The sequence below is a fragment of the Chryseobacterium binzhouense genome (assembly GCF_007474545.1).
Lineage (GTDB): Bacteria > Bacteroidota > Bacteroidia > Flavobacteriales > Weeksellaceae > Chryseobacterium > Chryseobacterium binzhouense.
The window spans coordinates 413,663-438,595 of sequence record NZ_VKOG01000002.1 but is presented as its reverse complement, the minus strand read 5'-3'; the positions used below and the strand labels follow the sequence as shown (position 1 = coordinate 438,595).

Annotated in this window: 22 protein-coding genes; all 22 read left to right on the top strand. The window is 35.5% G+C overall.

From position 1 onward, the window contains the following. Positions 1–36: 36 nt before the first annotated feature. The 22 genes from FNE73_RS07770 to FNE73_RS07665 all read left to right on the top strand — a co-directional run bounded on the left by FNE73_RS07770 (position 37) and on the right by FNE73_RS07665 (position 24,839). A complete protein-coding gene (locus FNE73_RS07770) occupies positions 37–705 on the top strand; it encodes a ParA family protein (RefSeq protein WP_040995592.1) in 669 nt (222 codons plus the stop codon). A 61-nt stretch (positions 706–766) separates the two neighbouring features. Further along, complete coding sequence (locus tag FNE73_RS07765) at positions 767–1,360, top strand: hypothetical protein (RefSeq protein WP_072410587.1); 594 nt, start codon at positions 767–769, stop codon at positions 1,358–1,360. Positions 1,361–1,495: 135 nt separating this feature from the next. Further along, positions 1,496–1,816, top strand: coding sequence for a DUF4134 domain-containing protein (locus FNE73_RS07760; RefSeq protein WP_371462110.1), 321 nt, complete (start codon positions 1,496–1,498; stop codon positions 1,814–1,816). A gap of 1 nt (position 1,817) precedes the next feature. Next, complete coding sequence (locus FNE73_RS07755; RefSeq protein ID WP_034975939.1) at positions 1,818–2,132, top strand: DUF4133 domain-containing protein; 315 nt, start codon at positions 1,818–1,820, stop codon at positions 2,130–2,132. Continuing rightward, a complete protein-coding gene (locus FNE73_RS07750; protein WP_072410589.1) occupies positions 2,104–5,178 on the top strand; it encodes a TraG family conjugative transposon ATPase in 3,075 nt (1,024 codons plus the stop codon). The genes FNE73_RS07755 and FNE73_RS07750 overlap by 29 nt, the downstream gene beginning before the upstream one ends. Beyond that, positions 5,165–5,890, top strand: a complete 726-nt coding sequence (locus tag FNE73_RS07745) for a hypothetical protein (protein WP_228400879.1) — start codon at positions 5,165–5,167, stop codon at positions 5,888–5,890. Before FNE73_RS07750 ends, FNE73_RS07745 begins: the two co-directional genes overlap by 14 nt. Positions 5,891–5,901: 11 nt before the next feature. Further along, on the top strand, positions 5,902–6,624 hold the full coding sequence (locus tag FNE73_RS07740; protein WP_072410591.1) for a hypothetical protein: 723 nt from the start codon (positions 5,902–5,904) through the stop codon (positions 6,622–6,624). Between the two features lies 1 nt (position 6,625). Continuing rightward, a complete protein-coding gene (locus FNE73_RS07735) occupies positions 6,626–7,291 on the top strand; it encodes a hypothetical protein (RefSeq protein WP_072410593.1) in 666 nt (221 codons plus the stop codon). A gap of 6 nt (positions 7,292–7,297) precedes the next feature. Further along, positions 7,298–8,128 (top strand): hypothetical protein, encoded by an 831-nt coding sequence (locus tag FNE73_RS07730; protein ID WP_028123315.1) that lies wholly within the window; start codon positions 7,298–7,300, stop codon positions 8,126–8,128. 2 nt (positions 8,129–8,130) lie between these two features. Then, on the top strand, positions 8,131–9,366 hold the full coding sequence (locus FNE73_RS07725) for a hypothetical protein (RefSeq protein ID WP_143884137.1): 1,236 nt from the start codon (positions 8,131–8,133) through the stop codon (positions 9,364–9,366). A 54-nt stretch (positions 9,367–9,420) separates the two neighbouring features. Beyond that, entirely contained in the window at positions 9,421–10,035 is a 615-nt protein-coding gene (gene traK / locus FNE73_RS07720) for a conjugative transposon protein TraK (RefSeq protein WP_034975926.1), read from the top strand. A gap of 1 nt (position 10,036) precedes the next feature. Beyond that, entirely contained in the window at positions 10,037–10,390 is a 354-nt protein-coding gene (locus FNE73_RS07715; RefSeq protein ID WP_028123304.1) for a hypothetical protein, read from the top strand. After that, positions 10,386–11,594, top strand: a complete 1,209-nt coding sequence (gene traM, locus FNE73_RS07710) for a conjugative transposon protein TraM (RefSeq protein ID WP_028123305.1) — start codon at positions 10,386–10,388, stop codon at positions 11,592–11,594. The genes FNE73_RS07715 and traM overlap by 5 nt, the downstream gene beginning before the upstream one ends. Before the next feature lie 4 nt (positions 11,595–11,598). Continuing rightward, complete coding sequence (locus tag FNE73_RS07705; RefSeq protein ID WP_028123306.1) at positions 11,599–12,468, top strand: DUF4138 domain-containing protein; 870 nt, start codon at positions 11,599–11,601, stop codon at positions 12,466–12,468. Between the two features lie 10 nt (positions 12,469–12,478). Next, complete coding sequence (locus tag FNE73_RS07700) at positions 12,479–12,835, top strand: hypothetical protein (RefSeq protein WP_028123307.1); 357 nt, start codon at positions 12,479–12,481, stop codon at positions 12,833–12,835. Beyond that, on the top strand, positions 12,835–14,826 hold the full coding sequence (locus FNE73_RS07695; RefSeq protein ID WP_034975924.1) for a type IV secretory system conjugative DNA transfer family protein: 1,992 nt from the start codon (positions 12,835–12,837) through the stop codon (positions 14,824–14,826). The genes FNE73_RS07700 and FNE73_RS07695 overlap by 1 nt, the downstream gene beginning before the upstream one ends. A gap of 1 nt (position 14,827) precedes the next feature. Continuing rightward, complete coding sequence (locus FNE73_RS07690; protein WP_143884136.1) at positions 14,828–15,700, top strand: M23 family metallopeptidase; 873 nt, start codon at positions 14,828–14,830, stop codon at positions 15,698–15,700. Beyond that, positions 15,693–16,400 (top strand): hypothetical protein, encoded by a 708-nt coding sequence (locus tag FNE73_RS07685; RefSeq protein WP_034975922.1) that lies wholly within the window; start codon positions 15,693–15,695, stop codon positions 16,398–16,400. Before FNE73_RS07690 ends, FNE73_RS07685 begins: the two co-directional genes overlap by 8 nt. A gap of 17 nt (positions 16,401–16,417) precedes the next feature. Next, positions 16,418–18,400 (top strand): hypothetical protein, encoded by a 1,983-nt coding sequence (locus tag FNE73_RS07680; protein ID WP_051879934.1) that lies wholly within the window; start codon positions 16,418–16,420, stop codon positions 18,398–18,400. 79 nt (positions 18,401–18,479) lie between these two features. Further along, complete coding sequence (locus FNE73_RS07675; RefSeq protein ID WP_034975921.1) at positions 18,480–19,160, top strand: hypothetical protein; 681 nt, start codon at positions 18,480–18,482, stop codon at positions 19,158–19,160. Further along, positions 19,157–24,316, top strand: a complete 5,160-nt coding sequence (locus tag FNE73_RS07670) for a helicase-related protein (protein WP_228429954.1) — start codon at positions 19,157–19,159, stop codon at positions 24,314–24,316. Before FNE73_RS07675 ends, FNE73_RS07670 begins: the two co-directional genes overlap by 4 nt. 193 nt (positions 24,317–24,509) lie before the next feature. Beyond that, on the top strand, positions 24,510–24,839 hold the full coding sequence (locus FNE73_RS07665; RefSeq protein ID WP_072410597.1) for a DUF6660 family protein: 330 nt from the start codon (positions 24,510–24,512) through the stop codon (positions 24,837–24,839). The last annotated feature ends 94 nt before the right edge of the window (positions 24,840–24,933 follow it).

The window sequence follows — 24,933 nt, the reverse complement described above, 5'->3', positions numbered from 1 at the left end:
AATCATCTTCAGTCCAATAAAAATCAACTAAAACCTATGATCATCACATTTGCTACCCAAAAAGGAGGAACCGGAAAAACGACATTAGCCATCGCTTTTGCCAATTACATTACCGCACTTTCAGAAAGAAAACTCAATGTTTTCGATTTTGATTATCAGAAATCATTCTATCACAAATGGAAAGAAGATGAGCTATTGGACATTCCAAAATTGTACGATGTAGAAATTATTGGCGAGGAAGAAGAGCAGCCTTTTTCAGACTTTGAAACTCTCATTAATTTAAAAGAAAGCGATGAGATCAATCTCTTTGATTTGGCCGGAACGCTCGATGCAAAATACAGTGATTTGCTCATATACAGTGATTTTATCGTAACACCTTTTGAGTATTCCGATGTTTCTGTAAAATCGACTTTGGTCTTCATCAATATGCTGGGACTACTGGAAAGTGAGGCCGAAAGAATATTTATCCGTTCCAAATATGATAAAGGCTACAAGTATCTGAATCAGGAAGCAATGGACATTGAGCTCGCAAAATATGGAATGCTGCTGCCAAGCCCGGTATTTAAAAGAAACTGCCTACAAACTATTAATACCAGAAGCCTTATAGGCAAGCAAAAATATGCAGTAGAACATACATTCGATGAACTTATAAAATATATCAATGAAACCTCAAAAATCAAAATACAAGTGATTAAAAAGAGGTAAAAAATCAAAGATTCAATACCAACAAACGACAACGATTGACTGACAACTAAATCAATAAAAAATGATAAAAATTTCACTTACTATTCTGGCTGTTTACGTGTTGTATTATGCAGGTAACATTGTATACGATCTGTTTCTGAAGAAAGAAAAAGAAACCTATAAAGAAGAGACGGAGGAATTTTCTTTGTCCGAAATTTCCGAACAGTACGAAGATCTTACTGCAACTATAGGGATTGAAGATGTAGAAAATCTCAACACTCCCAAGTCCTTTAATAAAAATGTAATCCATTCTGATATCACTGAAGGAAATGAAGAACGACAAGATCTGGAGTATTTAAGAAAACAATTTGAATCTGAACAAGATCTGGATGAATTCGATAATCCATCAAAAAAGGATTTTACCGAAATTGAAAACCAATCACATCCTGAAAATGCTGAATCAAGCGAAGAGTATTTTGAACAAAAGGAAAAAATATCAACCGAAAAGGAAAATCAGAAACCTAATGAAGTGATTAGCGAAAACCCGATCACGGTTAGTGCAGACCAGAAAACTTCCAGAATTAAAGATTGGAAGGCGATGCTGAATCTTTCTGAAACCCTGGTTCAATTGGTTGCAAATCACGATGGATATAAGGTTTATCAATCCATTATGTAGTTAGTCAACTTAAACAAAATCTAACGTACTGATTATTAGACTTAACAGCGGATTTCCATCCGTTGTCCGGGACTTCTATGCCCAAAATTTAACACTCAATTGATTATTAACCCTTTATAAATTTTTTGAATTATGATGAAAAATTTTTTCACAAAAAACGTGACAACAAAGAAAGTTCTAACCCTAGCCTTGGCAATTATGGCGATAACTCCAGCATTTGCACAAGGTGGTGCAACCGCTATTTCAAATGCCGCAAGTGATATCACTGATTATTGGGATCCGGTCAAGCTGATTTTGAAAGCAGTAGGAGGATTGGTCGGTTTTATCGGAGGTCTCCGAGTGTATAATAAATGGACGAATGGTGACCAGGACGTCAACAAAGAGATCCTTGGTTATGGGGGAGCAATGATCTTCTTGATTGTAGTTCCGGAATTCGTAACAGCATTCTTTGCCTAATATGGGATTCTACCTTTATAAGGGGCTGAAAAAGCCCCTTATATTCTTCGGACTCAAAGGGAAATATATCTTTTACGCAGTTGGTGTCATCGGAGGCGGGGTCATTTCAGCATTGGTACTCTCGAAGTTCGGTCTCTTAGGCTCTTTACTTGGTCTTGCAGTCACCGCAGGCGGAGTTTATCTTATCTTCAGAAGACAGGACAAATATGGTTTGTATGACAAAACCAAAAACTTCGATCACATCTTAATTTTTCCCAAAAGGTTAGACAGTAATAAACTTTTAAAGAATGGCAACAACAAAAAAACAGGCATTTAGCATTCCTTTTATCGGATATGATCTTGGAAAGGATTTCAATTGGGATTTTGATGTACTTTTCGGACAATACGGAAACCCTATTATCGGGATCAAGATAAAAAACATTGTCGAGCAATATTCGGCAGATCCTGACAGCTATCTCACTTTCCACACGGTTTTAAATCAGGTGGTATCAATCATTGGAGAAGGAAGAATTGTTCAGAAGCTCGATATTTTTTCAAAAAAGAAATATTCAGCCGAACAATCCAACCAATTTCTACAACAAAAATATTCGGAACATTTTGACGGCAGACTTTTCAAAACCATTGAAACGGTTCTGTTCTTTACCGATATTATTGATGACAAGCTGAAAAAGAAAAATAAGCATTACAATTTCTCTGAAAAAAGCTATAAAGAACTACGGGACAAATGTCAGAAAGTATTGATGCTTTTGAAGCAGAATGACTGTGAACCGCAGTTTTTGTTTGAGAAAGATTTTGAATATTATATATCAGGTGTTTTGTCGATGCAATTTTCCGATTCTCCCATATTTGATAATATCAAAAGCACCAACGAATTTTTGCAGATCGGAAACAGGTTTGTAAAAAATATTTCCTACGTGGATGTAGAAAATATTGATCTTCCTTCAGAAATTGAGCCTTACTCTGTTCTCGGCGGTAACGGTGCAGCAGCAGAAACAGCAGTTGATAATTTTAGTTTTATCAATGAACTAGAAGATTATGAGACCATTGTCTACAATCAGATCATTACGATTCCGCTTCAGGCACAACAGCAGAGGGAACTCGACAAAAAAAAGAAAAAGCACGAAGGAGCAGCCAACAATTCTCCGTCCAACGCCATTATAGCAGATGAAATCCAGACCCTGCTTCATAACATAGCCATTGACGGACAGCTCGTTGTCAATGCTCATTTTTCAATCCTTTTTTCAGCACAGACACTGGAGAAAATGGAAAATATTCAGTCAATGATTGAAAACAAGCTTTTTACGAAAGGAATCATTGTTTCTAAAAACGCTTATAACCAATTGGAACTCTTTCGGTCAGCTATTCCGGGCAATGGAACAGAACTTAGGGAGTATGATTTATTTATGACGACAAGCGAAGCGGCCTTGTGTTTTTTTTTTAAGGAAAGTTACCCCGTCAATGAAGAGTCCAATTTCTACCTGAGATTCACCGACAGACAAGGTGTTCCGCTAAAAGTTGACCCATCGGATCTACCGATGAAAACAGGAAGAATAAACAACAGGAACAAGTTTGTATTAGGACCGTCAGGTTCGGGGAAATCATTCCTGATGAACAATATTATTGAGCAGTATTTGACCTACAATTATGACGTGGTCATTGTTGATACAGGAGATTCGTATTCGGGAACGTGCAAATATAAGGGAGGCAGATACATCCAATACACTGAAGAAAAACCAATCACGATGAATCCTTTTCTTATGGATCAAAAAGAATTTAATATCGAAAAAATAGAATTTTTAACCAACCTGATCTTCTTGATTTGGCAAGGTCCGGATTCTTCAATGTCTTCCGCACAAAAATCCATTTTAGACAATGTGTTGATGTCGTTTTACCACGGGTATTTCAATGCTGGAACTCGATGGTATGAAAATAAAACTTCTGAAGAACTGATTCTATATCTCGGAAAATACAACATTCACGAAGATGATCTATTCACGGAATATGAGAATGAAGCAAAAGGACAGCATACTTACTATGACATTTTGGGAATTACTTTCGATGCCAGTTCCGATGAAATAAAGGAAGCGGGAAGAAAATTATTGAAATTCTATCATCCTGATAAGAACATCAATAACCCGGAATATGAAAGCGAAAATTTCTATAAAGTGTATGAAGCGTATGACACGCTGAACGATGAAGAAAGAAGGAAAATATACAATGAAACGCAGTTGATTTTAATCAAGTCGAATGACATCATCAGGCAACCCCGATCAGCAGAAGAATGGAATGAATCCTTTAGAAAAGCCATCATCAGGAAAATAAAAGAACTGGAAGAAAAGCTGGTTGTAACAGAACTTTCGTTCAATGGGTTTTATGATTATTGCGATCAATTTCTTCCTATTTACCTGAATAATAAAAAACATAATATTATAGAGAAAGAGTTTAATCTGCGCACCTTTTTATTTGTACTGAAAGATTTTTACAAAGGCGGAAGGTACGGAACAACGCTCAATGAAAGTGCAGATAATACGCTGTTCGATGAATCTTTCATCGTTTTTGAAATTGATAATGTAAAAGATAATCCCAAGCTCTTTCCGATAGTAACGCTCATTATTATGGACACTTTCATTCAGAAAATGAGACTCAGAAAAGACCGCAGAAAAGCCTTAATAATCGAAGAAGCATGGAAGGCCATTGCTAGTAAATTGATGGGTGGATACATTCTTTATTTATATAAAACGGTGAGGAAATTTTGGGGAGAAGCGGTGGTGGTAACGCAGGAACTGGATGACATTATTGGAAATGCAGTGGTTAAAGATTCCATCATCAATAATTCGGATACATTTATTTTGCTTGACCAGACGAAGTTCAAAGACAACTTTGATAAAATCGCTTCATTGCTATCGCTCAATAAAGTAGAGCAAAACAAGATTTTTACCATCAACAATCTCAACAACAAATTCGGGAGAAGCCGATTCAAAGAATTTTACTTAAAAAGAGGTTCAAAAGGAGAGGTCTATGGAAATGAAGTTTCGCTTGAACAATATCTCACCTACACTACAGAAAAACCGGAAAAATCGGCAGTTGAATATTATGTGCACCAATACGGAGACTATGATGAAGCATTGCGCAGAATAGTTGGTGATTTAAAAACCTTCGGAGACAGTCTGGAAAACTTAGTGTCACTCGTGAATTTATACCAAAATCCTTTAGATCAAAAAATCAATTCCTTTTATAGAATGATGAAAAAAGAGAACAAAGGAAAGAATGTTTTTAAAATCATTTCACAGCAACTGGAAGACCGTAATATCAGTTTTTCAGAATTAATCAGTAAACAAAATTACGCTTATGAAAACGTTTAAACCTATAAATTTCCCAAGAGGATTTCGTCACGTTTCATCTCTGGCGAACCATATTATATTGAAGGTTTTTCTACTAATTTTCTCCCTCTGGGGGACAATGGGATTCGCCCAAAACACCTACATCGACCCTACGGTAACAGCGGCAATGATTCTTTATTCTGAAAATCTAAAAGCCAAGCAGAACGAAGTCATTGAGGAAACTTCAAAATTAAAGGACGCACAGACCTGGGTGGGAACACAGATGGTAGCGGCTAATGACATTCAGAATAAAATTCTGAAGGGTTTAAAAGAGGTTTCCGGCACTTTACAAAATGGAATCCAAGCACAGGAAATCTACTCTGAGCTCAATAAATGTTATGCTTATTCATCACAAGTGGTACAACTAGCATCAGAACATCCTGAGTATGCCATTTTTGGGGTGAAAGCTTCACAAAAAACGTATGAGCAAAGTCTAAAGATTGTTACCGACGTTTCTGATATTCTCGCTTCCGGAGAGCTGAATCTTGCAACAGCAGGAGACCGCTACAAAATTCTTCATAATATTTCCGGTAATGTGAAAAATCTGAAGCTTTGGCTTTTAGCAATCAAACTGCGATTAGAAAAAGCAAACCGATTGGGATTCTGGAATTCTATTAATCCATTTGCCGGATATATCAATACAGACAAAGCTATTGTTGAAAATATAATGAACCGGTATAAACGGAATTTTTAAATTTTTCTATGATGAAATCGAAAAATGAGATTCGCCGACCTTACGGTGGCAAAAATAAAATTGTTGTCAGTTTGCTTATTCCTCTAGTTTATTTGGTATTGAGATCCTCCGGTGGTGGGTCTACCCCTGCATGGCAACAGGAAAATGTTTCATTTCCGATGATGGATATAGAAATCAATGCCACGATGAAAGAACACGACAGGCAAAAAGAAATGCGACAAAAACAAATTGCGAATGCCACCGTAGAAACGGCCAACAGAAACCAATGGAACAATTTTAAAGAAAAAATCACCAAAGTTCAGGACAGATTGCGAATTGTTTCATTTGCCATTCAAGCGATACCCACCGGAATAGCAATGAGCAGGGAAATAACCAAAATAACAAACAATCAGACTGCTATTATCAATGAAATAAACGATGCTCCCTATTCCATTATCGCTGTTTTGCCTTCTCAGGTTCAGTTTGTTGATGATCTGCAAATGGTAACACGGCTGGTAACCGGGATCATTTTGTCTTACGGAGCCATCAACCAAATGGAAAAATCAGAACGTAAAGTATTATTAGACTATGCTTTGGGTGAAGTAAAGGCGATAAGCAGAAATTCTACCCATATGCTTTTAAAGATAAGGGATATTAAAGCCAAGGTAAAACGTAACAAAAGAGCCTTTCAATATTATGTCAACAGGGATAAGCAAGTAGTTGAAAGCATCATGGATAACATTAAATCTTTCTAAAATGAAAAAAATATTTTTTTCCGGAGTTTTTTTCTTCTCTGTTGCATCTGTAAAAAGCCAGCAAATAGTGATTAACGACAAACTTCTGTCACAGATCACCGTAAACCACGGTGTTCGATTAGGAAGCGAACAGGCTTTTCTGGATTCCTATGAAAAGCAAAAAGAATTGTATGATGATATCAACAATAAAATCACGCAGATCATTGCGATTCAGGAATACATCTATCAACAACTGAAAAATGTGAATTCAGCCTTGACCCAGAGCAAAAAACTCATTTATCTCTATCAATATTTGGGTAAAATAGTAACGAACTCCAATAAAATGCTGGATCTATCAGCACAGCATCCTGAATATTCGGTACTCATTTCAAAATATTATGTTGAAATCGGGAAGCAGACGACGAAACTTCAGCAGGAAGTTACGCAGGACATTCTAAATGAGGAAAAAGATTTTCTAATGGACGCAATGGATAGGGAAATGCTGATTGAAAAGATTTTTACAAGGGTCAGAAATATCAACGGAAATATTCTGTACATCAATTTACGATTAGAGAATGCCAAGAAAATCCCTTATCTGTATCAGGTTCCGGTGCTTCGTAATTACATCAATATAGACAAAGCCATTGTTGGCGACATCATCACCAAATACCATTACCTCTTTAATTAAAAAATTATGGAAAATCTACTAAAAAAAATCAGCCTATTTCAGTTCATCTTGATTACAGGCAGTGTGTTTGGACAAGTCAGCGTCAAGAGATTAAATGATCCTTCCATTGTTGCCCAGCATAAAAGAATGGTCTTTCAAGATTGGGGAGATTGGAGACCATATCCAAAATACTTTTTAGGAATCCAAACCAATTTTGCCTACGCAACGGTGTGGGGAATTTGGGCTCCAAAAATCAACAGGGATTATAAGGATGGGGAAGACATTCGTCCATTAAAACCGACAGGAGTTCAAAATCAAAGGTTTGCCCAGCTAAAGTTTCAAGAGGAAGAAGCAAAAAAGATAAAAGCAGCTTCAGATACCATTCATAAAAGGAGCGTTCAGGATTTTGCCCATTGGACGTCCGCTACTGTCGATGCCGATCCTCTTTGGCTATTGTATTACAAACGAATGCTAAAACCTATTACTGAATTTCCCGATACACCTCAAAATTTTATCGAGTGGCGACTGAAAGACCTGCAAACGTTTGAAACACTCAGCTCAACAGGAGCATTAAAAAGACTTCAGGAAGAACTGGATCTCATCAAAGAAAAATATTCAATGTCCAGAAGTATGGATATGCCAAGGGGAAAAAGGTTCATTATGTACCACGAAACCCTTATCAAATGGCGAAAATTTGTTCAGGAATTAAGGAAGCACAACAACAAGACAACACTTCTTACAGATTACAAGAATATTCTGAAAAACCATTCAAATTTTGCTTTGCCACCTGCGTGGACACCTTCATCAGACGGGCAGATTGTTCAAAATATAATGAACCACTACAAACACCGATATTAAAAATGAATAAAACGATAACATTAACTTTTTGCCTATTAGCAATTCTTTTACCTGTAATGGGTTTCGCCCAGACAGACGGCGATTACAGTAATCTACTCCAATTTTTAAAAGGAGATGGCGCTTTTGAAAAATGGTTTATGGAGGTTTTTACCAAATTAGACAATAGTGTACAAGATAGCGCCGCCGGATCTGCTTTGGTAGGAAAAGCAATAGGCGGCTTAGGCGCTCTCATGTACCTTGGATATATGGGTTGGCAAATGGCGGCCGGAGATAGAGAATGGGAAATCACTCCAATGCTGAAACCAATTCTTATCGGATTTACGCTTGTTTATTGGAGTGGATTTGTCAGTATGATTCAAGCGCCATTTGAGGCCATTGCCGAACCCGGAATCTCAATTTTCAGCGAAATCGAATCGGAAGTCAATGATCTACGGGTTGAAAGATTTAAAAAACAGCAACAATTATTGGATGCTGTTATAAAACTGAAAGCGGAAGAAGATGCGAAGCAGGAAGTCATTGAGAATACCACTGAAGATGCTGATGATTCGTGGTTTGATATCAGTGAGGGATTGGATAAATTGATTCAGCCTATCAAAGAATGGTCAATACGAATGGAATTCCAAATGCAAAAATTAGTCGCAGAACTCATTGAGTTTTGTTGCCTTTCCATTCTTAGGATTTGTGTATATCTCATTTTCTTCATTCAAAATATATGGTCTTACATTTTAATCATTTTAGGACCGATAGCTGTTGGAATGGCTCTTATTCCCGGATTTGAAAATTCATTATACAGTTGGGTATCAAAATTCATCAACATTAATCTTTACACTTTTGTTGCCTATACGATCATCAACATCGGTCAGCAATTGATCGCTTCCGGTTATACAATGGAGATCGAAAGGTATGATACCTTATTATCCAATGGAACCATTACCAACTTAGACGCTTTGATGGTCTATGTGAGCAACTCCGGAATGATCTACAATCAGCTTTTCACCTGTGTTGCCTATGTTGTTACGGGAATCGGAGTACTAATGACCCCAACCATTGCAGACAGTATTGTTTCTGCAGGAGGGGCGGGAGCAATGACGAAAATGAAAAGTGCAGCAGGAAAAATGGCAAGCAGTGCTAAAACAGCAATATTGGCTGCCAAAACAGGAGGAGCTTCTGTAGCAGCAAGTGCAGCAGCAGGTTCAGCATCAGGCAGAGTTCAAAGAGCGATGAAAAAAGGAAAATAAATGTTGTACGAATGACCAACAACCAAACATTATCAACCAACAACTAAAATAAAGATGCTTATCAAAAATATAGAACAAAGAATCAAGATCAACAAGGTCATTTCTTTATCCACCATTGCTTTTGCTGTTTTCATTGTCATTGCCGGATTTTTCTTTGCATACAGAATGATCGAGGATTCCAGAAAATCAATTTACATTTTAGACAATGGCGTTCCGGTTCTTGCCAAGCAGACTGATGTCCTGCTGAACCGACCTGTTGAATATAAAGCTCAAATTGAATTATTCCACAGATTGTTTTTCACACTCGCTCCCGATGATACCTATATCAAGGATAATATTCAAAAGTCATTGTATCTTATTGATGACAGCGGAAAAAAGGAATATACGAACCTAAGGGAAAAAGGATTTTACAATCAAATAATAGCTTCCAGTTCGATGGTCAGTATCCATACCGATTCGATTACGCTTAGTATGGAACAAAAGAAATTTAGCTTTTTCGGTAAGCAGATGATCACAAGAAAATCTTCTGTCATTACGAGGAAGCTCATCACCGAAGGTTTCTTTGAAGACATCATCAGAAGTCCCAATAATCCTCACGGTGTGATTCTTAAAAACTGGCGAATCATCAATAACGAGGAACTGTCCAATCAAAATAAAAATTCTTACTAAAATGGAAACTACATTAAAACAAAAGGGTCAGAAATGGCTGCAGTGGGCAGTTCAAAATCCAAAGAAATTCTTCACGTATTCAATGATTCTACTGTCGGTTTCATTTATAGGGTCTCTAATTCAAGGTATCTTTTTCCCTTCCGAAACAGCATTTAAAATAAGACCTCCGGTTCTCTATTCTAAAAATAAGTCGAGTCAAAATCTATCTGTCAACAATGATAAAGAGATGGAAAAAATAGTACAAGAACTGAAAACTTTAAAAGTGAAAAGAGACAAAAACGCACTGAAAAAAGAAGACAGTTTACGAATTGACTACTTGTTCAACCAATACCAAAAATTAAAAAATGGACATTAAAAAAATAAATTTTAAAGAAAAAAAATATGTTCTGCCTCTTTTGGCTCTGCCATTTCTTTTTCTTTTCGGCTACGTAGGAGCACAGTTTCTCAAAGAAGATACTTCTGAAAAAAATAAACCAAAAGAATTGTCACTATCACTCGGCGATACGCAAGATTCCATTATGACCAAAAATGATGCGTATGATGCTTTTTTCAAAAAAGAGGATAACAGAACGATGCTTGGTGGTTTGGATAAAGAAGAAGATAGTTTATTGAACTATGATGACCAATTGTCACTGGACCAAAAAAGAAAAATTGACTCCTTAAAAGCAGAAAACGGAAGACAAAACAGATACCAGGCAAAAGAAAATCAATCCTCGTATTACAAACCAAATCAATCACAGAGGGATGACAAAGATTACAACAGGTCTTCAGAAATCATTAAAATGCTGAATGACAAATCTTACGGGAACCAAGAAGATAAATACGCAGATACACCAAAAGAAAAGACACAAAGTGTCCAACCAGACCCTGTAAAATATCTGAAAGAACAAATGCTCGTGATGGATTCTTTAGAAAAATCCCGTGATCCTGAGTACCAAAGTAAACTCGCAGCAGAACAAAAACTGAAGTCCAATAAAGAGAAAATGGAAGATTTTCTTAATTCAACTTTCAATGTGAGCAAATCCGGAATCAACAGTGGTTTCAATGCTTTCTATAAGGAGAAAGAAAACAGCTTTATCAAAGCGGTCATTGACGAAAATAACAAAGGCTTTCTTGGAAGCAGGATTAGGTTCCGATTGTTGGAAGACATCTTTGTCGGGAACAAAAAAATAATCAAAGGTTCGATATTATACGGACAAATCTCAGGATTTTCAATGCAGAGAGTCAATCTCAACATTGTATCTGTATTCACAAAAGGAGAAATCTATCCTGTCAATCTTTCGATTTATGATGTTGACGGGATGAAGGGATTGTACGTTCCGCAAAGCGTTTTCAGAGATATGATGCGGGAAATGGGAAGTAACTCAGTACAAGGAACTCAGATGGATATGGGCGGAAAAGGATTTTTCTCAAGCATTGGATCCAGCCTGTTTACATCAACATCTAAATCTATTGCCAACCTGATCAAAGAAAATAAAGCAAAACTGAAATACAACTCATATGTCTTTTTGATCGACGAAAATCAATTGAAAGATTCACAAAACCAACAAAAAAAATAAAACAATGAGAACTTTATTATACACCCTTTTAATATTCACAGCTCAATTTTTCACGGCTCAAACTGCAACCAAAGAACAGATTGTTTCCGATTTACCTGAGATTGAAATTACCGAAGGCATCAACCTGCATATTATCTCGCCTGAGCCCATTCAGTACGTGGATTTGTCAACAGAAAAACTGACTGGAGATTTGCCTTCTACAAACATTGCCAGAATAAAGATCACAGACCATCCTGATTCTGACGAGAAAGGAAAAATCAATATACCTTCCGTTTTTGTTAATGGAAATACTATTGGGATCATTACCGTTGTCGCACAATCTTTCATTGCACAGTATAAAGTGGTGCATAGAAATCAGGATAACCTCAATACGATTACCAATATTCATATACAGCCCGAAGCGATGCAGCCTGTAGAATTTGATAAAATGGTGTTCTCTAATCTTGAACTGAGAAAATTTTCGATGGATATTATTCGAAAAAAATCTGAAAAAAATCCGATTAGAGAAGAAAAAAATCTAAAACTCAGCTTCCAGCTCAATAATGTCTATGTGATGAGTGCTTATATTTTTTTAGATATGACCATCAAGAATAATTCTAATCTGAACTATGATATTGAGGATTTGAAATTCTCCTTGGAAGACAAAAAAATACACAAAGCCACCAATAACCAAAGTGTAGATCTAACACCCATTTTACAGCTCAATCCGCAGAAACACTTCAGAAAAAATTTCAGGAATATTTATGTTTTCAAAAAATTCACTTACCCAAACAGTAAAGTGATGATGATTCGCTTGATTGAAGAACAGCTCTCGGGGCGCACCATAGAAATGAAAGTCAACTATTCAGATATTCTGAAAGCAGATACCTTTTAATATTAAGACTATGGAAAATTTTACAGTTATGCTGTGTTTTGCACTGGTGATATTACTATTTACCTACCATTCTGTTGCTATAATTATTATTTATAAAAAACGAAAAGAATTTATCATTGCCTATAAAAGGGTGTTAAACCTTAAAGATTGGTGTGATAAAATATCTGAAGAGCCAGGTCACTCATACATTATCGAGAGTGTCGAAAAAAGAGGAAATGAATTAATAAATAAATTGAATCTGTTGAATGCCAAACTTGTTAAAATACAGGAACATCATAAAAATTTGCAGGAACGGCAACAGAAGCTACACGATAGTTTACTGGAAGAACACAAATTACTGAATCAATATTTCGAAAATTATTCTTAATGCAAGAGCAACAACACCAAATAAAGATCTATGGCTTTCTACAAAAAGCGGTGTACGCAGTCGTAGCACTCGATTGTGCTTCGCTTTTCTACCTTAATGCCAATGTTCCGGTAGTATCAAACTTGTTGAAAAATTTTTCAAAGTTGAGTTTTATCTACCCTCCTATCAATGCCAAATTTGCAACATTGATTCTGATTGGATTAGTGGCTGTCGGAACAAAAGCCAAGAAAAAGAAAGACCTTAATATTAGTAAAGAGATTATTGCTCCTATGATTTTGGGATTGCTGATGATTTTTTCTTCACTGGTTTGGCAGAATGAGGCAGGAAATGAAAAACTTCCAAGAGTGTTTCCCGGATTTAATCTCTATCAGGGAATCTATGCAGTTCTTTCTTTTTTAGGGGCAGTTATTCTTCAAATGGGTGCAGATAGTATTTCAAAACTGATGCAGCAGAAAATGGGAAAAGACCGATGGAATGTTGAAGAAGAATCTTTCGACCAAAATCAGGAATTGGTAACATCGGATGTCACAATCAATATTCCATACTTGTTCCGTTACAAAAACAAAAGCAATAAAGGTTGGATGAACATCAATCCTTTTAGAGGAACGATGGTCATTGGAACACCAGGTTCTGGTAAATCTTTTGGTGTGATCAATCCTGCCATAAGACAAATGATTGCAAAAGGTTTCTGTCTCTGCATCTACGATTTTAAATTTCCTGATCTAGCACAGATTGCATACTACCATTATTTGTTGAAAAAAAGTAAGGAAGCAGACTACGATTACAATTTCCACGTCATTAATCTGAAAGAGGTTGAAAAATCAAAACGAGTCAATCCATTTCACAAAAAGTACATCCAAACTTTAGCAGAAGCCCAGGAAATGGCAGAATCAATGGTTTCATCTCTACAGAAGGGAGGTTCGAGTTCCGGAGGTGGTTCTGAAGCTTTCTTTACCCAATCCGCCATCAATTTTCTGTCTTCCTGTATTTATTTTTTTGCAACATTTGAAAATGGAAAATATTCTGATCTGCCTCATATTCTTTCCTTTATGAACCGCAGTTATAAAGAAATTTTTGACACACTTTTTACCAACGAAGAAATTTTCTCTTTGCTTTCGCCTTTCAAAACGGCGTATGACAACAAAGCGTTTGATCAGCTGGAAGGACAAATTGGAACTTTGAAAATATTCCTTTCCCGATTGGCAACTAAAGAAAGCTTTTGGGTGTTTTCGGGAGATGAAGTGGAATTGAAGATTACTGATCGTGAAAATCCATCCATTATCATATTAGCATCAGATCCGGGAACACAGGATATTAACTCAGCCCTTTATTCCTCGGTGTTAAACAGGACTTTAAGATTGATCAATTCCAAGCACAATTTACCGGGAGGAATTATCGCAGACGAATTTCCGACGATTTATATTCATAAAATTGATAACATCGTGGCCACTGCAAGAAGCAATAAAGTTGCTGTAATGCTTGGATTACAAGAAATTCCGCAGCTCAGACAGTTCTACAAAAAAGAAGTTGCAGATACTATTTCTGCGATTGTTGGAAATATTATTTCCGGTTCTGCCAGAGACAAAAATACATTGGATTGGTTGGAAAAACTATTTGGGAAAATTAAACAGAAATCATACTCACAATCAATTTCACAGCAAGGGACGACCACCAGTATTAATGAAAAGATGGACAATATGATTCCTGCCGGAAAAATTGCGGCTCTGAAAACCGGAGAAATGGTTGGAATGATCGCACAGGGAGAAGAAAATGATGCTGAGGAATATAAAACGTCTGCAATTAGTGGTAAAATTAACCTGGATATGAAAGCGATTCAAGAAGAAGAAAAAAACTATGTTAAAATGCCATCTTATTACTCTTTTGTAGATAAAAAAGGGGTTAACCGCAAAGAAGAAGTGCTGATGACCAACTTTAGAAAGATCAACAAAGAAGTGGAACTCATTGTGAATGAAAATATTAAAGCTGCGTAAAATGAAAAAACTAAAATACACATTTACATTGATGGCGCTGTTTTACAGCTGCTTATGCTTTGCCCAATTCAATACGATTACACCAACAATACCGAAAAAATCTGAAAATCCAAAGGTATCCGAAAAATCTAATATTGAAGATAAGGTAAAACAAAAGAAGGCTAAGAAATCTTGGAAGCAAGTTTTAAATATCACCACAAAATCAGATTTAAAAAATGAAACCAAAGGTTCGACGAAGTGGTTAACGAGTCAAATAGATTCACTGAAAACACTGATTAAAGAGTATAGCAGTGTAAAAGAAATACGAAAAAATGAGTTTGAAAAACTGAAAGATTCTTTGATGCTGCAAGCACAAAATAGAGTAGAAGAAACAAAGAAAGCATCAAAAAAACAAAACTTTTTTACAACGTATGATTTTGTAGACGAACCTGCAGCATCTTTTTCAAAAATTGTAATGCCTCTTAAAAACAAGATCACCATTACATCTTCTTATGGGACAAGAACTCATCCTATTTTCGGAACAAAAAAAACGCACAACGGCATCGACCTTAAAGCCAGTTATGAGAATGTCTATTCTGTAATGGATGGAATTGTTGCAGCAACCGGTTGGGATTCTAAAGGCGGAGGGAATTTCATAAAGGTAAAACATTTTAACCGTTTCGAAACTTCCTATCTACATCTTTCAGAAATGTATTATCGAGCTGGAGAAATAGTAAAAGCTGGATTTGTCATCGGAAAAAGCGGGAATACCGGAAACTCCACAGGACCACATCTGCATTTTTCGGTGAAAGAATTCGGACAAAACATCAATCCTTCTCATTTTTTAAATGACCTCATAAAAGTAAACAATTTAATAGCAACATACAATGAATAACATAACCTTACCTACCGATGAACTGAAAAAATACGGAATTATTAATGAGGATAATTCTTTCTCTAAAAAGCTAAATATAGAGGATGTTCAGAAATTTCTGCAAGGATATACCATCGTTGCAGACCACGACAAAAACAGGGCGACTTTTCAGCTGACTGATAATAATACTAAACTGAAGGTCATCTTTTTGGAAAGAGATAAAAGTATTTCTGACATCCTCGAAAACAGTAAAAATAATATTCAATATACTGATGTCAAGAATGTTTCTAAATCTGAAAATGAACTGAGTTTCGAAAAAAAAGCTTTCATTTTTGACAAAGAGACCGAAAAAGTAGTTGAATTTGATTTCATTAAAAATGCAAGAGAATTGACCGCAATTATTGCAGATAAAAAAAATACAGAAGAACTTAACCGTTACATAGCAGAACTTCTAAAACTTAAATCTTTTCTGCAAGATAAAATTGTTCAGTTCCCAGAAATGGCAAAAGAAATTACGAATGATTTGAATATTGTATCCAAAGAATTTAATACAGTTGCTGGAATCTCTGAAAAGCAAAATCACTCTCAAAAGCAGGAAAAATCAGATTTACAACTAAATGTGAACGACCCTGATGTCTATCAGGATGCCAATCGAATGAGAGATGAGGAAAGCCAAGAGCAGGACGAGGAAATACCAAAGTCAAGAGGTTTTAGAAGATAGCTTAATAGGTGGAAAAAATGGAAGACAATCTAACCTGGTTTGATAAGAATATAGTTCCCAGAACGAAGGCTTATAAAAATTTTGTGAAGGAAATTGAAAACACTTCACCTGAACAGTTTTTTCGGGACGGAGAGAGGCTGTTTACCGATAGAGAGAAAAAGTTTATGGCAATTCATCAATCTAAGGGAAAAGAATTTATTCAAGGTTCAAATTTTACATTGAAAACATTTTTCAATTCAAATCAGGGTTTCCCTATTGAGGATAAATTTAATACTACCGCTGAATTAGTCAGATTTATTGAAAAGCAGCAACTAGCCAATAAACATTTGATTTTGCAAAATAACAGGGAGTCTACTGAAATTGCTATAAGTAATGAGTCCATAAAACAGAAATTTCTCTCTGATCTCTGGGCTCAGGAATTGGAGAAAAAAACTGATTTAAGTTCCGGATTGACCTATACGCAAATTGATGAAAAGCAAGCTCATCATTATCGAAATTATGAAGTTGAAGCTGTAAAGTTATCATTAGAAGGGGTTCATCAAATTGAAATGACTGATCTGGAAGAAAATGCAGACTTTTTTTCAGATGAAGGCTTTGAAGAAAATTTAACCCCTGCATCTGACCTTCCGGACGGCTGGACCTGGAACGATTACGATGATGGGAGTGGCTCGCTGAAGAGTCCAAGCGGTCATAGGTATTACAGCTATGATCTGCAAACTCAGGAATATACATTACCGTACGGTCGGCGAGAATGGACAGGTATGAGAGATTTTTATGATGCTCCAAAAAGTTTGAACGAATTCAAAAGCTATGTCGAAAACGACTTAAAAGCAAAAGCGGTGCAAAATAATCTTTATCCGAAACTTTCCGAAGAGGAAAAAAATGATATTCTCAAATACAGGATCTTTATGAAAGAAAACGAATTCATACTGGAGAACTTGCAGATCACAGCGAGCCAAAGAAAAGCTTATTCAGAGAAAATGGAATTCGGAACAACAGATGGAGATTATTCTCTTACAAAGGCACAAATGGACACAATCCCAAATGTTATTGATGGTCATACGTTGTCAAAAAATGACAAATACGAATTGGCTTTCGGCCTATTGGAAAAACAGCTATATGGGGAATCCTACGAATTATTGGATAGCGGTGAAATTCTAAAAAATTATCTGGATGAAAATGTTTTTTCAAGAAACAGAATATTAACAATGAATGATATAAAATTTAACAATCAAACCCCAAACATTATGGAAACACAGAACGAATATGAACCATCTCAGTATCCGAAATTTCAATTAAAATATCTTGGTTTCGGAGAAGGAGAACAACTGCACAAAGATTTAGAAAACGGAATTAATGCTCCCGAAAAAGAGTTCGAAATTAAAACCACTTCCGACAAAACGATGCCCGGAAATGAAATGGAATTCACGTTAAAATTCAATAAGATAGAAAATGGAAGTGTCTTTATGAATTTTTATAATGCTAAACTCACTAAAGCAAATGGCGACGTTATCTCCCACAATTTTCCTGTTAACAGGGTGAATACATTTACTGCTAAAGAAGCAGTCAACCTTTTGGAAGGGCGTACGGTAAAAATACAATTTCACAATCCGAAAACAGAAAAAATAGAACCTGCATTTGCCAAACTGAATTTTAACGAACCCAAAACCGAAAAAGGAAATTACAATTTCCAGAATTTTTACAAAAATTATGGAGTTGATACGGCTCAGATCGTAGAAAAATCCAAACTGATCTTCGATAAGCCGGAATGGAAGGAAAGTACCATAAAATCTTTGGAAAAAGGAAATATCGTGAAGGTAAAATTTGAATTGGATGATAAAGTAATAGAAGGCAAAGCGGTGCTGAATCCGCAATACAAAAATCTGAATCTGTATGATTCTGATATGAACAGAATCAATACCAACAAGCCTTTAGAAGGTTTGGAACAAGACAACAAGCACGAAAAAAATAACGTGAAAGAACAAAGTATTAAACGATAGATAACACTTACAACCAATCATTTATTTCCCAGCGGTAAGTCAAATTAATTAGGCTGCCGCTTTTTTAAACCCTATATCTATGAAAAAACTTTTAATACTACCCAGCTTGTTTTTTCTTTTTGTAAGCACTTCCTGCCACAAAGAAATCAAATCCGAAAAAGGAGGAATCGATGTTGTCTCCAATGTATATTTTGATGTTTCCAAAAATCTGAACAATATCCAAAGTTTTCATTTGTCAAGCCTTAATTATTCAGGAGATTCCATAATAGAAAGGATTCCGGATGTTGATGCTCCCGAAATAACCCAACAGATTTATTTCATTAAAGATTCATTGTGCTATACTATTGAAAATGAAAATCCCGGCAAAATTATTCTGTCAGACATCATAAAGAAACAAAAGCCGCTTTCGGTTGAAAAGAAAAAAGGAGGAACATTGTTTTCTCAGGAAAAAATCCCCAATTACAGAAACAGAAAAAATCTGAATGATACGGTTTTGTTTAAGAAAAAATACAAACGATTTGAAATCAACTCACCTTGGATGTACACCCGGTTTTACATTTATCCAACGGATACTATTTTACCGTACTCTATTTACAAACACGCGGAAAAGGACTACCACGGAAGGCTCGAAAGGATTGATTCTTACAATAAAAAGACGGACATATTCGTGACGCTTCAATTAATATCAAGAAAAAACTGGGACAGTGAAGCCAAAGAAATTTTTGAATTTAACCACTTCATAAAAAACAGAAAAAAGTGAAAGATGAAGATTTTTTTAATGAGATAAATGATGACATTTCTGTAGTTGAAGGAAATAAAAAGGAACTTATTGTTTTCACAAACAGTAAGGATATGCTTTCATTCTTGGAGCTTCTTCAATTGAACAAGCAAGTCAATAATAGAACAATTATTACCTTAAATTCCGGTTCCAATAGCAAAAAGTTCCTCAATAGATACCAGAATTATGATGGCAAAATGTTTTTATGTCTGAGCGGGGACAGAACAGGAAATGCAATAACCAGAAAAATTCTTACAGAATTTAATGGCAAAAATATCAAAGACGTTCGTCCGTTGTATGAAATTTCTGAAAATGGGAATCAAGACCTGACCGAATATTTAGAGAATAAACTCAATTTTCAAGATAAAAATACTAATTTAGTTGAACCAAAAATTTCTGAAAATGAAAGCAATGCAATTGAATCCGGAACAACATCCGATCCTCAGCAAGTGGGAAACGGAACACCTGAACAAAACACTGGAGAACTTGGCTCAAAAATCCAATCCGAGCAAAACGGAAGTTACGAAAGCGGACAAGCAGTGGGCAGCAACAATGCTGGAAATGGACTTGCAGGCACAGAACGGAGCGATTTGGGAAACCGAAACCGAGGAAGAGGATCCAATGGAGGAACACAACCGCAAAATGATGAAAAAAATGAGGGAAGAGAATATTCCTTGGGCGGAATCGTATCCGGGAGAGCTATATCCGATAGAAGAAGATCCGATAGAAGACCTTCCGAGGTAAGTGAAAATTCAACAAATAAGGTAGAGCTAGATGTTCTCATTTCAAAATATAAAGGGCGAAAACTTAATAATGAACAAGTTGCGGAAGTAGTTTCTGCAGCTTGTTTTGTTTCTAATGACAACAGAATTCTTCTCAAAGAAAATCTGAAAGTCACGGATGATTTAAAAGAAATCTGCAATCAATTCCAAAGTGGCGGAACCGCAAAAGAAGGCAGAGGGATTTTAGATGAATATTACACACAAGATAAAATTGTCGATGCAGTCCGCAATTTAATCAAAGACCATTTCAAAACTCAAAAAGGAATTTCTGTTTTAGAACCCAGCGTTGGTACAGGAAATTTTATCTATGCCACTCGCGAATTATCTGTAAATTCTAAAATTACAGGCTTTGAAATCAACGAAACCACGGCGAAAATTGCAAAAATTCTACATCCCGAAGTCGAGATCAACCTTCGTTCGTTTGAAACTGAATTTATTGATGACAGAGGTAATAAAAAAGACTCAAAAGATTTTTCAGAAAGATATGATTTGGTCATCGGAAATCCGCCTTATGGCGAACATCGTGGGCTTTACAAAGGATTAGGCGAAGAACCTAAAATTTCAAAATACGAAGATTATTTTGTTAAACGGTCATTAGATTCTTTGAAACCCAACGGCGTTTTGGCGATGGTTCTTCCATCAGGTTGGCTCAACCGACAAAAGAATTTACAGAATGCTAGTGTTTTGGAAGGTTTCCGTTTACCCAATGGCGCTTTTGCAGGAACACAAATCGGAACGGATATTATCATTCTCAAAAAAAACAATCACCAGATTTCTGCGGATATTTCCAAATATTTTGAAAATAATCACACAAGAGTTCTCGGGGAAAACCGTGAGAAAACCAATCGTTTTGGGCGTTTGGAAAATTATATCCACGGAAATTTGGATGAAGCTCTCTTTAAGATTGAACAATTTAAAAATAAAAAAGAAACCGAGAGAATCGGAAATCTTTTTGAAGATTTGTTTTTAGAAAATACTGAGTCCAATTCTGTTACAAAAGTTCCTGTAAAAAAAGAAATTATTGCGGAGAAAATAGATGAGTTGAATTTAACAGAAACTCAAGAAAAAATTGAATTGGTACTTTCTAAACTCAATAACATCAAGTTTAAATCTCCCACCATTACGACTGAAATAAGAAAGTATGAAAAACTGCGCGAAGATTTAATCACAAAACCAGCATCGTTTTCAGAAGAAAAATTAAAAGAATTGATAGAAAAAAGTGATAGAATAATTTCTATTCACAATACGAGAACTGAGAATGAATATAAAGTCCAAACGGAGCCTTCCATAAAGAAAGGAATTTTAAAATATCAATTCTCCAAACAGGATGAAATTGTAAATACTTCCTTGCAAAATAGTTCAAACATTACGAAAGAACAAATTGAAGCATTCAGAGATACATCTTACGATGGAACGCTCAACAATCACGAAAAACATTCCAAATTTTCAAATTATTCTGATGGAGTTTGGATTCACGATTTTTATTATGCAGAAGGAAATATTTATGCGAAGTTAGAGCAGCTCGAAAAAGATTTTGCAGATAAAAATGCTGTTGGTGGAACGGAAAATCAGTACGAAAAACAAAAAGCATTATTAGAAAATGTTCTACCAAAAGCGAAATCTTTAGATGAAATTTATATCAGTCCGAACCACGAGTTCGTGCACAAATTTGAGTTAGGCCAAATAGAAAAAGACCAATATAATCATATTACAAAACGTACCGAATCAGTCATTGTAGATTACAATCTTGCGGAAAGATTCAAAGACTTTGTAGGCACTTTGTCAAGTGAAGCCTTTGCGGGTTCTTCAGCTTGGGAAGTGCGAAGCTTTGTAGATAATGAAACGGTTACAGGAAGCGATAAAGAGCGAAATGCGTTAGTCAGAGAAAGACGAAAAGCTGCTGCGAATGATTTGTTTTACAAATTTGTACGTGAAGAATTATCAGATGACATTAGAACTCGTTTTGTAAAAGATTTTAACCGCAATTACAATAACATCCACGTTCCGGATTATTCTAAATTCCCATTGTTTTCAAAGATTCATAAGAATTTCAAAGGAAAGGAATTTAGATTAGCAGAGGTTCAGAAGGCGGGAATCGGAAGACAGACCACAAAAGGCGTAGGACTTTTAGCGCACGAAGTGGGTTATGGAAAAACATTGTCCGGAATCCTTTCAATGCACGAAGCAATGGAAAGAGGAAATGCGAAAAGACCAATCATCGTAGTTCCGAATGACAGCATTATGAAACAATGGGTGGAAACGATTTTTGAAACGATTCCCAACGCGAAAGTTAATGTTTTAGGGAATTTGGGGAAAGATTATGACCTTTCAAAATTTGATAATAAAGACGGAGAAATAACCATCGTTACTTATGAAGGTTTTAACAATATTGGATTTTCATCAGAAATAACCGAAGAACTTTCGTCAAAATTCAGTTACATCTCTGCAAGTGAAATGAAGGGCGTTACCAATACCGAAAGAGACCTCCAAATTGAGTTTCAGAAAGAAAAGGAGATTGAGGGAAAAATGAAGCGTGGTAAAATCTATGACTGGGAAGATTTTGGATTCGACCATTTGACTTACGACGAAGTTCACAATGCCAATCATATTGTAGGAAAAGTAAAAATTGAGGACCGAAGATTTGCGTCCGATTTTAGAAGTCAAAACCAACAGACTTCCAAACTGGGAATCAATACCTGGATGGCAGCTCAGTACATTCAAGACAAAAACGACGGAAGAAATGTGACCTTGCTTTCCGCAACGCCTTTTACCAACAAGCCTTTGGAATATTATTCCATTCTTTCTTTAATAGCAAATAAAAGATTAGAAGAATCGGGATATTTCAACGTCAATACTTTCTTCGAGACCTTTATGGAAGCGGATAATGATATGGAAATTGATGCAAAGGGTGATGTGAAATTTAAAGCCAACGTTCGGAGATTTAAAAATAATTCGCTGTTTCAACAATTACTTTCGGAATTCATTGATATAAAAGGAGAAGAAGACAATCCTGAATTAATTCGTCCCAACAAAATTAACAAAGAATATAAAATTGAACAGAATGATCTCACAAGAGAACAGTATGAGCTGCTCAATGAAAATTTCAGTGAGACTGAAAAAGGAGCAATTTTAACACATATTCTCAATGCCAGATTGATTGCTATTTCACCGTATTTATCGCCATTTTATGATGGCGAAGAACCTTCAATAAAAAAATTCATAGAAAATTCTCCGAAGTTAAAAGACACGATGGATTTGATAAGGCAGAACAAAAAAGATCTTCCTGACTCAGGACAAATTGTGTATTCTGAATTAGCAGTTGCTCAGTTTCCAAAAATAAAAGAATATCTCATAACAGAAATTGGTTACAAACCCGAAGAAATCGGAATCATTACCGGGGCGACCAATAAAAACCAAAGAATTTCTATTCAAAATGATTTTAATGAAGGAAAAATAAAAGTAGTTATTGGAAGTGAAGCCATTCAGGAAGGAATGAACCTTCAGGAAAACACAACCGATGTTTATATGCTTACGTTGCCATATAATTTTACGTCACTCCGACAAGTGGAAGGACGAGCCTGGAGGCAAGGAAACAAGAACGAAAATGTGCGGGTTAATTTTATGCTGACCAATGACAGTATTGATGTGTTTATGCTTCAAAAACTGCAATCCAAACAGGCAAGATATTTAGAAGCAATGAAAAAAGGAGCCGATGTTTTGGATATTTCAGACATCAGGACTCAAGAATTAAAAACCTCCATCATTACCAATCCCGAAACCAGAGCCAATATCGAAATCGAACTCATTAAAAAGAAGATTGAAAGTGAAAAAAATAAACATTTGGCCGATAGTGCATTTGTTCTGAGAAAATATGAAGATGTTTTGAAAGTAAAAGAATTGGTAACCCAAGCCGAGCATTCATATAATAGAATTGAAGGCTATTCGAAAAATGGCGATGCAAATGCTGAATATTGGGCAACCCAATTACCATCATATCAAAAAACAATTGAACTTCATAAAGTTCAAGTACAAGAAGTAATTGAAAATTTAGCTCAGAAAGGAATAGATGTTACTCAAATTGAATATCAAACCAAAATGACTGAAGATAAAATTGCGGAACTGGATAAAAAGCTGGAAGAGCTTCCAGCAGTTAGAGAAAATTTAGTAGTTCAATACAGAATAGAAAAAGAGGAACAGCTTAAAGCGAATGAAAATAGAAATTATGTGAGAGAAAGAGCGAGGGAAAATACAGTTTTATATAACAATTTAACAACAGTAGATTTTATAGATAAAGTATTAAACCAAAAAGAGAATATTTACTTAGATAATTTTCAGAATGTTGTCCGAAGAAGGTAGTTATTTATTTGTATATAGCTTAGTAAGATATATTTATATTGATTGTTTAGTACGGATTATTAAAAGAGATTTGTGCTTTGTAAGATACTGTAGTATAAATAATTTTTTTTAAAAGTCTTGTTAGTAATAAATTTTAAAAAAATAGATAAAATTTAATATATATTTATAAATGTAAAATAATTAACTTTGTCGCATGAATTTTCTAAGATTGCTTTTTACAGTCTACTTCATGGCATTATCATTAATGCCATGCATGGATGTTGCAAAAGCGCAATCAAAAAATGAAAATGTATCATATTCCTATATAAAATCTGAGCAAAACGATGCTCATTCAAAAACAGATTCTTGTTCTCCTTTTTGTTATTGTAATTGCTGCAGAATCAGCGTTACTTCGCTCAAAATAAATCCTGTTTTAGAATATCGTAAACAGATAAAAGAGTACTATTCTAAAAAAATTCTTTTCATAAAGAATGACTTTGCATATTTGGTGTACGATCAGATATGGCAACCTCCTAAAATATAATTTTTGTTAATCAGACGGAAGAATTGTCTTTCGTCAAAACAGTTATGGAAACATTGCAATAGCATTGCGTTGTATTCTTACTCATTTTTGTCGC